Genomic DNA, 13,188 nt, shown 5'->3' on the forward strand with positions numbered 1-13,188 from the left:
GGCCCCGTCACGACTTGCCGAGCCGCTCCAGCGCCCCCCGGGCCACCTCCGGGCGCGTCGTATACCAGAACGGGGGCAGCGAGCGGCGCAGGAACGGGCCGTAGCCCCGGGCCGTCTCCAGCCGCGAGTCGAGCACCGCGACCACGCCCCGGTCGCCGGTGGCCCGGATCAGCCGGCCCACGCCCTGGGCCAGCCGGACCGCCGCGATCGGCACGCTGACGGCGGAGAACCCGGAGCCTCCGCCCGCGTCGACGGCGGCGGCGCGGGCCGCCGCGAGCGGCTCGTCCGGCCGGGGGAACGGCAACCGGTCGATCACCACGAGCTGGCAGGAGTCGCCCGGCACGTCGACCCCCTGCCACAGCGACATCACGCCGAACAGGCAGCTCGACTGCTCCTCGCGGAACCGGCGCACCAGCAGCGGCAGCGCCTCCTCGCCCTGGAGCAGGACCGGCAGGTCGGTCTTCGCGCGCAGCAGCTCCGCCGCCTGCTGCGCGGCCCGCCGGGAGGAGAACAACCCGAGGGTACGCCCACCCAGCGCCCCGACCAGCGCCAGCAGCTCCTCGCCGGCCGCGTCGGGCAGCCCGGAGGCGGCAGGGCGGGGCAGGTGCGCCGCCACGTAGAGGATGCCCTGCCGGGCGTAGTCGAACGGGGAACCGACGTCGAGCGACCGCCAGCCCGGCCCCTCGGTGGCGGGCACGGTGCCGGTGGTGGGGCGGCTGCCCGGGGCGGCGGCCACCGGCGTCGCGCCGGCCGGGGCGTCCCCCCGGGCGGTGGCGGCGGCCAGCGCGGCGGCGGCCGGGGACGGCGGGGCGGGCGGCGGCGCCTCCAGCCCCAGCGCCCGGGCCACCGTGTCGAACCGGCCGCCCAGCGCCAGGGTCGCCGAGGTGGCGACGACGGTGCGCTCGTCGTACAGGTGGGTGGCGAGGGTGCCGGCGACCGACAGCGGGGCCACCACCAGGGCCCGGCGGCTGCCGTTGTCGGGCTTCTCCACCCACGCCACGTCGTGCTCGGACTCCTCCAGCAGCCGCTGGGCGGTGGCCGACAGCTCGTCGAGCACCGCCTTGGCCTGCTGCTTGCGGACCGGGTCGGGGTCGTCGGACTTGACGTCGCCGATCGCGTCGAGCGCGGCCCGGGTGGCGGCGTCGAGCAGGGTGCACGCCTCGCGCAGGGGGCCGGGCAGGCCGGCCGTGAGGCGACCGGCGGGGGCCTCGGCCAGCCCGACGGCGAGCGCGTCGCCGGCCTCGGTGAGCCGCTCGGCGACCTCCGGACGCAGCAGCGGCCGGGCCCGCCGGGTGGACCGGTCGATCAGCTCCGGCACCAGCTCGGCCTGGGCCGCCGAGGAGACCCGGTCGGCCAGCTCGTGCGCCTCGTCGACGATCAGCAGCTTGTGCGGCGGCACGATGTGCCGGCCGGCGATCATGTCGACGGCGAGCAGGCTGTGGTTGGTGACCACGATGTCGGCCTCCCGGGCGCGGGCCCGGGACGCCTCGGCGAAGCACTCCGCGCCGAACGGGCAGCGGGACGCCCCCACGCACTCCCGGGCCGGCATCGACACCAGCCGCCAGGCCAGGTCGTCGACGCCCGGGTCCAGCTCGTCGCGGTCGCCGGTGTCGGTCTCCATCGCCCAGTCGCGCAGCCGCTCGATCTGCTTGCCGAGCCGGCCGGCCTCGCCGAGCCACCTCCCGCCCCCGCCGCCCGCCCGGGGCTCGACGGCGTCGAACAGCGTGTCCGTCGGCTCGTCCTCCGTCGAGTTGTCCAGCCGGGCCAGGCACAGGTAGTGGTGGCGGCCCTTGAGCACGGCGAAGGTGGGCCGGCGGCCGAGCACCGGCTCTACCGCCTCGGCGAGCCGGGGCAGGTCGTGCTCGACGAGCTGGGACTGCAACGCCAGGGTCGCGGTGGAGACCACCACCGCGCCGTCCACGGTCAGGGCCGGGGCCAGGTAGCCCAGGGACTTGCCGGTGCCGGTGCCGGCCTGCACCAGCAGGTGCTCGCCGGAGGCCACGCACTCGGCGATCGCCGTGGCCATCTGCTGCTGGCCGGGGCGGGCCGCGCCGCCGGGGACCGCGCCGACCGCGGCGGCGAGCAGCTCACCGGCGTCGGCCCGCTTGCCGCGCCGCCGGGCGGAGGTGCGGGGGAGGGCGGAACCGGGAGCGGTGCGCGGCGGAGTCACCGTGCGAAGGTACCCGTCGCCGCCGACACCGGTCCGCCCCCGCCCCGCGTGGCGGGGTCACGGTACGGAATCTCCCGGCATCGATTCCGTTACTTCCCCCCGCGCGATCGGTGGGCGGAATCGACTAGGGTGCGACTCATGCCGAGCGACGTGGTCCGCGTGATCTACCGCAAGTACGACGGCAGCGCCCACCGCGACTACCCGGCCCGCCTCCTGACCACGGACGACCTCGGCGTGTGGCTCGGCGTCCCGGCCGGCACCGAGTCCGTCTACCATGGCCGGCCGTCGGTCGAGCAGATCCCCTTCGTGCTGCTGGTGCCGCACCACGCCTGGTGGACGTGCATGTTCAACCCGCCGCCGCGCACGAGCGAGGTCTACTGCGACATCGCCACCCCGGCCCGCTGGGAGGGCGACGACACCGTCCACCTGTTCGACCTCGACCTCGACGTGGTGCGCCGCCGGGGCACCGGTCTGGTCGAGCTGCGCGACGAGGACGAGTTCGCCGAGCACCGGGAGCAGTTCGGCTACCCCGACGACCTGGTGGCCGAGGCGGAGGCCGCCTCCCGGTGGCTGCTGGGCGTGCTCGGCGACGGCAGCGAGCCGTTCGCCACGGCGTACCGGAAGTGGCTGGCCCTGGTGGTCTGAGCCCGGGTCGCCTGCGGCCCGCCGCCGGTCCCGGCCCGCCCCGGCCTGCGGTCCGTCACTGGTGCGGCGGCCCGTCGGCCTCCGGCCCGAGGCCGGGCACCCGGGTCAGCTTGTCGGGGTTGAGCTGGTTGAAGACGCCGGTGATCCGGCCGTCGTGCACGGCGAACGCGGTGACCAGGCGCAGCGGCCGACCGTCGGTGTGCACGGTCTCGAACTGCAGCCCGAGCGCGCCGTCCACCAGCACCGGCCGGGACCGCACCCGCGCGCCGTAGCGGCCCGCCCGCCCGAACAGGCCCAGGATGAACCGGCCCACCGCCTCGGCGCCGGTGACCGGCCGCCGGGCCGCCGGGAAGTGCCCGCCGCCGTCGCCGATCAGCATTACGTCCGGGGCGAGCACCCGGACCAGTTCGGCCAGCTCGCCGGACTCGGTGGCCGCGACGAACGCGGCCACCACCCGCCGCTGCTCGGCCAGGTCGGCGGTGTGCCGGGGCGCGCCGGGCGCGGCGAGGGCCCGCCGGGCCCGCGAGGCGAGCTGCCGGGCGGCCACCGCCGTCGTGCCGAGCACCTCGGCGACCTCGTCGAACGGCACCGCGAACACGTCGTGCAGGACCAGGGCGACCCGCTGCTCGGGGCCGAGCCGCTCCAGCAGCACCAGCAGGGCCGTGCCGAGCCGGTCGGCCCGGACGGCGCGCTCGGCCGGGTCGGGCGCGAAGCCCTCGCCGTCCAGCGGCGTCACGACCGGCTCGGGCAGCCACTGCCCCGGGTACGTCTCCCGGCGCACCCGCGCGGAGCGCAGCACGTCCAGGCAGATCCGCCCGCAGGTGGTGGTGAGCCAGGCGGCCAGGTTGCCGACCTCCGCCCGCCTCGCCGGGTCGCCCAGCGCGCCGGAGCAGCGCAGCCAGGTCTCCTGCACGGCGTCCTCGGCCTCGCTGCGGCTGCCCAGCATCCGGTACGCCAGGGCGGTCAGCCGCCCCCGCTCCGCCTCGAACCCGTCGACCAGCTCCGTCACGACATCCACCTCCCGCGCGCATGATTCTCCCCACCCCTTGACGCGTCGGCGACCCCGAACGTGACACGGGCGCTCGACGGGCGGGAGTGGCCGGGGTGGGTGATGATCCAGTCATGAGCGGGTTCGATGGTGCGCGGTCAGACGCGGCCCACGCTGTCCGGGACGTCGTGCCGCCCGAGGGGGCGACGATGCGGGAGCTGCTGCGGGTGGGCGGGGGTGCCGTCGACCTGGCGGCGATCGACCCCCGGTCGACGCCGGGGCTGCCGGCGGTCGCCGCCGAGGGCGACGGGAGCCGCAAGGCGTGGGCGCGGGAGCAGGTGCGGCTGCTCGGCGCGGCCCTGGGGCGGCAGCAGGAGATGCTGTACGCCACCGCGCAGGCCGCCGCCGGCCCGGGCGCGCCCACCGGTGCTCCCACGGCGGCCGACGCCGCGCCGGGGCGGGGCCGACCCGACCGGGTGCTGCTGGTGCTCCAGGCCATGGACTGCGGCGGCAAGGACGGCACGATCCGGCGGGTGGCCGGGGCGATGAACCCGCTCGGGCTGCACATACGCTCGTTCGGCCCGCCGACGGAGCGGGAGCGGCGGCACGACTTCCTGTGGCGGATCCGCCGGGCCCTGCCGCCGCCCGGGTACGTCGGGGTCTTCAACCGGTCGCACTACGAGGACGTGCTGATCGCCCGGGTGGAGTCGCTGGTGCCGGAGGCCACCTGGCGGGCCCGGTACGACGAGATCAACGCCTTCGAGCGGGAGCTGACCGGCTCCGGGGTGCGGCTGGTCAAGGTCATGCTGCACATCTCGCACGCCGAGCAGGGCGAGCGGCTGCTGGCGCGGCTGACCGACCCGACGAAGCACTGGAAGTACCACCCGAGCGACCTGGACTCCCGGGCCCGCTGGGGCGACTACCAGGCCGCGTACGCCGAGGCCCTGAGCCGGTGCGGCACGGACGCCGCGCCGTGGCACGTGGTGCCGGCCGACCGGAAGTGGTACCGCGACTGGGCGGTGGCCCACCTGCTGCGGGAGACGTTCGACGACCTGGATCTCGGGTATCCGCCGGCGGACTTCGACGTGGCGGCGGAGCGCAGCCGCCTGTGCGGCGCCTGACCCGGTGGTTGCGGGCCGGGTGACCGGTTCCAGGTGAACGACAGGTGAACGACCAGTAAATGGCGGCTGGCCAGGGGTGGGCCGACGAATTCGCGGCCCGGCCGTTTCCTAGCATTCCCGTTGCAGGCACCCCCGGGGCGTCCGCCACCCTTCCACCGACACGACGAGGTCCAGGCTGTGAAGTTTTCCTTCCGCCCCACCGAGGGCGCCTTCTACGAGCTCTTCACCAGGGCCGCGCAGAACCTGGTGCGGGGCACCGAGCTGCTCAACGAGCTGGCCCTGCCGGGCGTGGACGTGCAGTCGGTGAGCGAGCGGCTGACCGAGGTCGAGCACGACAGCGACCAGATCACCCACGATCTCTACAAGAAGATCAACTCCACCTTCATCACCCCGTTCGACCGGGAGGACATCTACCGGCTGGGGTCGCTGCTCGACGACGTGATGGACCACCTGGAGGCCGTGGGCAACCTGCTCTACCTCTACGGGCTGACCAAGCTGCCGGCGCTCCCGCGCGAGCTGCACGAGCTGGTCAACGTGCTGGACCAGCAGGCGAAGCTGACCGCCGAGGCGATGCCCCGGCTCAAGTCGATGAAGGATCTCGAGGACTACTGGATCGAGTGCAACCGGCTGGAGAACGACGGCGACCAGGCGTACCGGATGCTGCTGGTCCGCCTCTTCTCCGGCGAGTACGACGCTCTCACGGTGCTCAAGATGAAGGAGGTCGCCGACGAGCTGGAGGCCGCCTGCGACGCCTTCGAGCACGTGGCCAACACCGTCGAGACCATCGCGGTCAAGGAGTCCTGATCCTGTGAGTCCCGAACTCATCGCCGTGCTGGCGGTGATCGCGGTGGCCCTGGCGTTCGACTACACCAACGGCTTCCACGACGCCGCCAACGCGATCGCGACCAGCGTCTCCACCCGCGCCCTGACACCCCGGGTGGCGCTCGCCCTCGCCGCCGTCGGCAACTTCGTCGGCGCCCACTTCGGCGCCGGGGTCGCCAAGACCGTCGGCGACGGCCTCGTCACCCTGCCCACCGGCATCGCGAGCCTGGGGGTGGTCTTCGCCGGGGTGCTCGGCGCGATCGCCTGGAACCTGATCACCTGGTACTTCGGCCTGCCGTCGTCGTCCTCGCACGCGCTGTTCGGCGGCCTGGTCGGCGCGACCCTGCTGGCCACCGGCGGCGTCGTGCAGTGGGTCAACATCGGCGAGAAGGTGCTGCTGCCGATGGTGCTCTCGCCGATCGTCGGCCTGACGCTGGGCTACCTGCTGATGCTGGCGATCCTGTGGCTGTTCCGCAACGGGCAGCCGGGCAAGCTGAACCGGGGCTTCCGCTGGGCGCAGACCGCGTCGGCGGCGGCCATGTCCGTCGGCCACGGCATGCAGGACGCCGCGAAGACCATGGGCATCGTGGTCCTCGCCCTCTACACGGGCGGCTTCCAGGACGACAAGACCCACATCCCCGGCTGGGTGTTCTGGACGTCGGCGGCGATGCTGGCGGCCGGCACGTACGCCGGTGGCTGGCGGATCATCCGCACGCTCGGCCGCAAGATCATCGACCTGGGCCCGCCGGAGGGCTTCGCCGCCGAGACGGTGGCCAGCTCGGTGCTCTACTTCAACGCCCTCGTGCTCCACGCGCCGATCTCCACCACCCACACGATCACCTCGGCGATCATGGGCGTGGGGGCGACGAAGCGGCTCTCCGCGGTGCGCTGGAACGTGGCCGGCAACATCGTGCTCGCCTGGATCATCACGTTCCCGGCGGCGGCGCTGATCGCCTGCGTCACCTACCTGCTGGTCCGTCCCCTCTTCGGCTGACCGCCCGGCGGCCCGCAGCGCCCCGCTGCCCGCCGCCCGCAGCGCCCCGCAGCCCGGCGGTGAGGAAGGGCCCCCTGTACAACAGAACGCGTCAACAGGGGGCCCTTCCTTTCACTCACTTGTACTGCACGCCGATCTGCTCGCGGATCGCGTCCAGCAGGCCCATCACCTCAAGGGTGGCGGCGTGCGGCACCAGCGGGCTCTCCGTCAGCCCCGCCGCGAGGCAGCGCTGCACCTCGATCGCCTCGTACTGGTAGCCGCCGCCGGTCAGGTCGGCCGGGATCGTCTCCGGCTCCGCCCCGGCCCGGTGCAGCGTCGCCGACGGCGGCCGGAAGAACGGCGCGGGCAGGTCGATGCGTCCGGCGGTGCCGGTGATCGAGGCGACCAGCGGGCTGGCCCCGATCATGCCGCAGCTCAGCGTCGCCACGGCCCCCGAGTCGTAGCCGAACACGATGCCGGTGTTCTCGTCGACCCCCTCCGGGCCGATCTTCGCCCACGACCGCACGTGCTGCGGGACGCCGAGCAGCAGGTGGGCCAGGCTGACCGGGTAGACGCCCAGGTCCAGCAGCGCGCCCCCGCCCAGCGCGCGGGCCCGCATCCGGCTCTCCGGCGCGAACGGCCCGGCCACCCCGAAGTCGGCCTGCACGCCGGTGACCTGCCCGATCGCCCCCTCGGCGAGCAGCTCGACCACCCGCAGGATCAGCGGGTTCGTGCGCATCCACATGGCCTCCATGAGGAAGGCCCCCCGGGCGCGGGCCGCCTCGACCAGCTCGGTGCTGTCGGCCAGGTCGAGGGTGAACGGCTTCTCCACCAGCACCGCCCGGCCCGCCGCCAGGCAGATCATGGTGGCCTCGTGGTGCGCCGCGTGCGGGGTCGCCACGTAGATCGCGTCCACCTCGTCGTCGGCGGCCAGCTCCGCCCAGGAGCCGTACGCCCGTTGCGCGCCGTGCCTGTCGGCGAACCCCCGTGCCGCCTCCGGCGTCCGCGAGCCGACCGCGACCAGCTCGGCCCCCGGCACGTGCCGCAGGTCCTCGGCGAAGCGGCCGGCGATGTGGCCCGTGGCCAGAATGCCCCAACGTGTCATGCGCCCACGCTAGCCGGGCGCGAGCCGACCCCCCACCGCCGCCGGACCGGCCGATCCATCCTGCGGGACTACGCTCGCGGCATGACGATCGACAGCCACGGTTTCCCCGCCCCGCCGGCCCTCGTCGAGCACGCCCGGCGGTTCCGCGCCGAGGGCGGCACGCCCGCGCGGCCCCGGGTCGCGGCCACCGTGCTGCTGCTGCGCCCGGCCGGCGACGACTTCGAGGTGTACGTCATCCGTCGCGTCGCCGCGATGGCCTTCGGCGGCGTGTACGCGTTCCCCGGCGGCGGGGTGGACCCGTCCGACTCGGCGGCGCACCTCGACTGGGCCGGACCCGAGCCGGCGGGCTGGGCCGGGCGGCTGGGCGTCGCGCCGGACGCCGCCCAGGCGGTGGTGTGCGCCGCCGCCCGCGAGGTCTTCGAGGAGTCCGGGGTGCTGCTGGCCGGGCCGGACCCCTCGACCGTGGTGGGCGACGTCAGCGGGGACGACTGGGAGTCCGCCCGGCAGGACCTGGAGGCCCGCCGGCGGGGCTTCGCCGACCTGCTCGCCGGGCGGGGGCTGACCCTCCGCTCGGACCTGCTGCTGCCGTGGAGCCGGTGGATCACCCCGGAGTTCGAGCCGCGCCGCTTCGACACGTACTTCTTCGTGGCCCTGCTGCCGACGGGGCAGCGGACCCGGGACGTCTCCGGCGAGGCCGACCACACCATGTGGGTACGCCCGACGGACGCCCTGGCCCGCGCGGAGGCCGGCGAGCTGACCATGCTGCCGCCGACCCTGGTGACGCTGGCCGAGGTGGCCGCCGCCGGCGACCTGGCCGGGGTGGCCCGCGCGTCGGCCACCCGCGACGCGGCGACGCCGATCACCCCCCGCCTGGACCTTCCGGCCGACGGCGAGCCCCGCTTCGTGCTCGGCTGAGCGCCCTTGACCTGGCGGCTGCTGGGTTAGGAAGGGCCCCTGTGCAACAGAAAGCGTTAACAGGGGGCCCTTCCTTGCACCTCAGCCGAAGCGGCCCGTGATGTAGTCCTCGGTCTTCTTCTGGCTCGGGTTGCTGAAGATCTTCTGGGTGTTGTCGTACTCGATGAGGCGGCCCGGGTCGCCGGTCTTCTCGATCGAGAAGAAGGCCGTGCGGTCGGAGACGCGGGCGGCCTGCTGCATGTTGTGCGTGACGATGATGATGGTGAACTTGTCCTTGAGCTGGAACATCAGGTCCTCGATCGCCAGCGTGGAGATCGGGTCCAGCGCCGAGCACGGCTCGTCCATCAGCACCACCTGCGGCTCGACGGCGATCGTGCGGGCGATGCAGAGCCGCTGCTGCTGGCCGCCGGACAGGCCCGCGCCCGGCTTGCCGAGGCGGTCCTTCACCTCGTTCCAGAGGTTCGCCGAGCGCAGCGAGTTCTCGGCCGCCTCGTCCAGGATGGACTTCTTGCGCACCCCGTTGAGCCGCAGCCCGGCCACCACGTTCTCGTAGATGCTCATGGTGGGGAACGGGTTGGGCCGCTGGAAGACCATGCCGATCATCCGGCGTACGGCGGTGACGTCCACGTCGCGGTCGTAGATGTTCTGCCCGTCGATGGTGAGGTCGCCCTCGACACGGGCGCCCGGCAGCACCTCGTGCATCCGGTTGATCGACCGCAGGAACGTCGACTTGCCGCAGCCGGACGGCCCGATGAGGGCGGTCACGGTCTTCGGCTCGACGGTCAGGTTGATGTTCTCGATCGCCTTGAAGCCGCCGTAGTAGGCGGTGACGTTGGTGGCGTCGACGCGCTTGGCCATGGTGGTGGTACCTCCGGGATTCATCGGCCGAGCCGGTTCCGGCGAGCCAGCAGCTTCGCCGCGATCGTCAGGATCAGCACGAGGGCGACCAGGGTCAGCGCCGCCGTCCACGCGCGGGCCGGGGCGTACTTCGACGCGTCGCCGGCCTGCTGGTAGACGAACAGGGACAGTGACGACTGGTTGTTCTCGAACGGGTTGAAGTTGATCGCCGCGCCGCCGCCGGCCACGAGCAGCACCGGCGCGGTCTCGCCGGCCGCCCGCGCGATGGCGAGCATGACGCCGGTGACGATGCCGGGCAGCGCGGTCGGGAGCACGACCCGCAGGATGGTCTTCCACTTCGGCACGCCGAGGGCGTACGCCCCCTCGCGCAGCGGCGCGGGGACGAGCCGCAGCATCTCCTCGGTGGAGCGGACGACGGTGGGCAGCATGAGCACGCTCAGCGCCAGAGCGGCGGCGAAGCCGGAGAAGCCCGGCCGGCCGTCGTTGAACACCGGCGAGACGACCAGCACCCAGAAGGCCAGCACGAACAGGCCGGAGACGATGGACGGAATGCCGGTCATCACGTCGACGAAGAACCGGATCGCGAACGCGAACCGGCCCCGGCCGTACTCGACGATGTAGATCGCGCAGAGGATGCCGAGCGGGACGGTGATCAGCGCGGCGATGCCGACCTGCTCCAGCGTCCCGACGATCGCGTGGTACGCGCCGCCGTCGGCGTCCCGGGCCCCGATGTTGTTCATCGAGGTGCCGAAGAAGTTGCCGTCGAGGCGCTCGACGCCCTTGCTGACCAGCGTCCACACCACGGAGGCCAGGGGCAGGACGGCCAGCACGAACGCGGAGTGGATCAGCGCACTCCAGGTGCGGTTGCGGGCCGAGCGCCGCCCCTCGACGGCGTGCGCGGCGGCGAAGAGGCCGACCAGGTAGAGCAGCGCGGCGACGGCCACGACGAGCACGGGGCCGCCGATGCCGGTGCCGTACACGACGGCGGCGGCGACCGCGACGGCCCCGACGGCGATGGCCGGCGGGGCGTACTTCGGCAGCCGCTTCGCCCGGAGGGTGGCCGGCTGGGCCGGCGGCCGGGTGCGGTGGTTGGCGACGGTGGTGCTCATGCGGCCGACTCCGTGAACTCGCGGCGGCGGTAGATGATCGCCCGTGCCGTGATGTTGACGATCAGCGTGATGGTGAACAGCACCAGGCCGGAGGCGATGAGGGCGCCCCGCCCGGTGTCGTTCGCCTCGCCGAACGCGTTGGCGATGTTGGCGGCGATGGTGTTGCCGCCGTTCTGGATCAGGTTGAACGAGATGTTGAAGGTGATGCCGAGGGTCATCGCCAGCGCGATGGTCTCGCCGAGCGCGCGGCCGAGGCCGAGCATCACGGCGGCGATGATGCCGGGGCGGCCGTACGGGAGGACGGCGGTGCGGATCATCTCCCAGCGGGTCGCGCCGAGCGCGAGCGCCGCCTCCTCGTTGGCGGTCGGAGTCTGGAGGAACACCTCGCGCGAGAGCGAGGTGATGATCGGCAGCACCATAATCGCCAGCACCAGCGCGCCGAGCAGGACGGAGGCGCCGAACGGGCCGTCCCCGCCGAAGATCGGGAGCCAGCCGACGTGTGTGTTCAGCCAGACCGAGAAGTCTCGTACCGGGCTGGAGAAGACGTCCCGGCCCCAGAGTCCGAACACCACGCTGGGCACGGCGGCGAGCAGGTCGATCAGGAAGCCGAGCGCGGTGCCCAGCCGGCGCGGGGCGTAGTGCGACAGGTAGAGCGCGATGCCCAGCGCCACCGGCACCGCGATCAGCAGCGCCAGCGCCGAGCTGAGTACGGTGCCGAAGGCGAGGGCGCCGATGCCGAACTTCGGCTGCGTCTCGTTGGGTGCCCAGCCCTCGTACGTCCAGAAGTTCTCGGTGTTGGCGCTCAGGGCCGGCACCGCCTTGGCGATCAGGAAGACCGCGATGGCGGCGATGATCACCAGGACGGCGGTGCCGGCGGCCAGGGTCAGGCCGCGGAAGGCGCGTTCCGCGCCGAAGGCCCGCGCCCGGGGCAGGCCACCGCCGCCGCCGAGGCCGTCCCCGCCGGGGGTACGGGTGCTGACTGGTGCCTCGGCCACACGCGCCGAGGCACCGGCGGGTCGCCCGTGGCCCGAGGCCACGTGGATCCCGCCGGTGCCGGCGTCGGCCGAGCGGGGAGGGGTTTCACCCATCTGCTCGCTCGCTTCGAGTTGAGGGAGGTGTGGTGGTGTCGGGTCCGGTCAGGAGAGGTTCTTGACCGCGGCCTCGACCTTGGTGCGGACCGAGTCCGGCAGCGGGGCGTAGCCCAGCTCGGTCAGGGCCGACTGGCCCTCGGTGCTGGCGGCGTGGGCCAGGAAGCCCTTGATCAGCGGCAGCTTGTCGGCCGCGAGGCCCTTGCTGCAGACGATCTCGTAGGTCACCAGGACGATCGGGTACGCCCCGGCCTCCTTGGTGCTGTAGTCGACCGACATCTTCAGGTCGTCGCCCGTGCCCTCGACCGTGGCGCCGGCGATGGTCTTACCGGCCGACTCGGCGGTCAGCTCGGCGAACTCGCCCGCGCCGTTACCGATCTTGGCCATCTTCAGGCCGGCGTTCTCCGCGAAGGACCACTCCATGTAGCCGATCGAGCCGTCGGCGCCCTTGACCCGGCTGGCCACGCCGTCCGAGCCCTTGGCGCCGGTGCCGCCCGGGGCCTTCCACGCCTTGGCGTTCTCGAAGGTCCAGTCCGCGGCCGAGGTCTTGGCCAGGAACTTGGTGAAGTTGTCGGTGGTGCCGGACTCGTCGGAGCGGTGCACCGTCTGGATGGTGGTCGACGGCAGCTTGGCGTCCGGGTTGTCGGCCTTGATCGCCGGGTCGTCCCACTTGGTGACCTTGCCCGCGAAGATCTTCGCGAGGGTGGCCGGCTTGAGCTGGAGGTTGTCCACGCCGCTGACGTTGTAGGCGACGGCAACCGGGCCGATCACCATCGGCAGGTGGATGGCCTGGCCGCCGGTGCACTTGGCGTCGGCCTGCGGCTGCTCCTCGGGCTTGAGGGCCGAGTCGGAGCCGGCGAAGTCGGCGGTGCCGGCGATGAACGCCTGGATGCCCGCGCCCGAGCCGGACGGCTCGTAGTTGATCGTGCTGCCGGCGCACTTCTGCTGGTACGCCTTGATCCACTCGGCCATGGCGTTCTTCTGGGCCGACGAGCCCTGCGCGTTCAGGGTGCCGGTGGCGCAGTCGGCCGCGGCGGCCGAGCCGGACGCGGAGGCGCCGCTGGCGGGCTCGTTGTTGTCCGAGCCGCATGCACTGAGACCGAGCACCGCAGTAAGAGCGAGGCAGGCGATAGTGCCGTGCCGCTGGAGCTTCACCTGAGGGGTTTCCCTTCACGTCTGGACGGGCCGTTCCCGGCTGGGTGGCCCGGGGGAGGGCCGGCGTGACCCGGCTGAACTGAAAGTTAGGAGGGCCAGGTAGCCGGATCGCCGGTCGCAAGTGAACGAGGAGTGAACAGGTGCGGCCGGGCGGGTGGCCGTGGGCTGAGGAAGGGTTGTCCATTTCGTGAACTCGCGGCCGACTATCGCTATTAATGCGATATATCCGGGCAGCCGTT

The 13,188-nt window shown here is 73.2% G+C and carries 12 protein-coding genes; 5 read left to right on the plus strand and 7 right to left on the minus strand.

What is annotated here, in order from left to right:
* Positions 1-7: 7 nt before the first annotated feature.
* Complete coding sequence (locus TK50_RS17860) at positions 8-2,170, minus strand: ATP-dependent DNA helicase (RefSeq protein ID WP_043965188.1); 2,163 nt, start codon at positions 2,168-2,170, stop codon at positions 8-10.
* A gap of 138 nt (positions 2,171-2,308) precedes the next feature.
* Here TK50_RS17860 and TK50_RS17865 point away from each other — a divergent pair, with 138 nt between their 5' ends.
* On the plus strand, positions 2,309-2,815 hold the full coding sequence (locus TK50_RS17865; RefSeq protein WP_043965189.1) for a DUF402 domain-containing protein: 507 nt from the start codon (positions 2,309-2,311) through the stop codon (positions 2,813-2,815).
* Between the two features lie 55 nt (positions 2,816-2,870).
* Here TK50_RS17865 and sigJ read toward each other — a convergent pair whose 3' ends face one another.
* Positions 2,871-3,824: an RNA polymerase sigma factor SigJ gene (gene sigJ / locus TK50_RS17870; protein WP_043965190.1), complete on the minus strand. Its 954-nt coding sequence runs from the start codon at positions 3,822-3,824 to the stop codon at positions 2,871-2,873.
* A gap of 188 nt (positions 3,825-4,012) precedes the next feature.
* On the opposite strand from sigJ, the gene TK50_RS17875 reads away from it, so the two are divergent.
* From TK50_RS17875 to TK50_RS17885, 3 genes are all read left to right on the plus strand, one after another.
* A complete protein-coding gene (locus TK50_RS17875; protein ID WP_043966456.1) occupies positions 4,013-4,924 on the plus strand; it encodes a PPK2 family polyphosphate kinase in 912 nt (303 codons plus the stop codon).
* A gap of 177 nt (positions 4,925-5,101) precedes the next feature.
* Positions 5,102-5,728: a DUF47 domain-containing protein gene (locus tag TK50_RS17880; protein WP_043965192.1), complete on the plus strand. Its 627-nt coding sequence runs from the start codon at positions 5,102-5,104 to the stop codon at positions 5,726-5,728.
* A 4-nt stretch (positions 5,729-5,732) separates the two neighbouring features.
* A complete protein-coding gene (locus TK50_RS17885) occupies positions 5,733-6,740 on the plus strand; it encodes an inorganic phosphate transporter (protein ID WP_043965194.1) in 1,008 nt (335 codons plus the stop codon).
* A 115-nt stretch (positions 6,741-6,855) separates the two neighbouring features.
* On the opposite strand, the gene TK50_RS17890 is transcribed toward TK50_RS17885, so the two are convergent.
* Entirely contained in the window at positions 6,856-7,824 is a 969-nt protein-coding gene (locus TK50_RS17890) for a Gfo/Idh/MocA family protein (protein WP_043965196.1), read from the minus strand.
* Between the two features lie 81 nt (positions 7,825-7,905).
* On the opposite strand from TK50_RS17890, the gene TK50_RS17895 reads away from it, so the two are divergent.
* Positions 7,906-8,739, plus strand: a complete 834-nt coding sequence (locus TK50_RS17895; RefSeq protein WP_043965198.1) for an NUDIX hydrolase — start codon at positions 7,906-7,908, stop codon at positions 8,737-8,739.
* 81 nt (positions 8,740-8,820) lie between these two features.
* On the opposite strand, the gene pstB is transcribed toward TK50_RS17895, so the two are convergent.
* The 4 genes from pstB to pstS are packed head-to-tail and all read right to left on the minus strand — an operon-like array spanning position 8,821 to position 12,949.
* Positions 8,821-9,597 carry a phosphate ABC transporter ATP-binding protein PstB gene (gene pstB / locus TK50_RS17900; RefSeq protein ID WP_043965200.1) on the minus strand — a complete coding sequence of 259 codons (777 nt, stop codon included), beginning with the start codon at positions 9,595-9,597 and terminating at the stop codon, positions 8,821-8,823.
* A 20-nt stretch (positions 9,598-9,617) separates the two neighbouring features.
* The gene (pstA, locus tag TK50_RS17905; protein ID WP_043965202.1) at positions 9,618-10,706 is read right to left on the minus strand and encodes a phosphate ABC transporter permease PstA; all 1,089 of its coding nucleotides are present in this window, start codon (positions 10,704-10,706) and stop codon (positions 9,618-9,620) included.
* Complete coding sequence (gene pstC / locus TK50_RS17910; RefSeq protein WP_043965203.1) at positions 10,703-11,794, minus strand: phosphate ABC transporter permease subunit PstC; 1,092 nt, start codon at positions 11,792-11,794, stop codon at positions 10,703-10,705. The genes pstA and pstC overlap by 4 nt, the downstream gene beginning before the upstream one ends.
* A 48-nt stretch (positions 11,795-11,842) precedes the next feature.
* Positions 11,843-12,949 carry a phosphate ABC transporter substrate-binding protein PstS gene (gene pstS / locus TK50_RS17915; protein WP_043965204.1) on the minus strand — a complete coding sequence of 369 codons (1,107 nt, stop codon included), beginning with the start codon at positions 12,947-12,949 and terminating at the stop codon, positions 11,843-11,845.
* Between the last annotated feature and the right edge of the window lie 239 nt (positions 12,950-13,188).

The sequence above is a fragment of the Micromonospora haikouensis genome (genome assembly GCF_000876225.1).
GTDB lineage: Bacteria > Actinomycetota > Actinomycetes > Mycobacteriales > Micromonosporaceae > Micromonospora > Micromonospora haikouensis.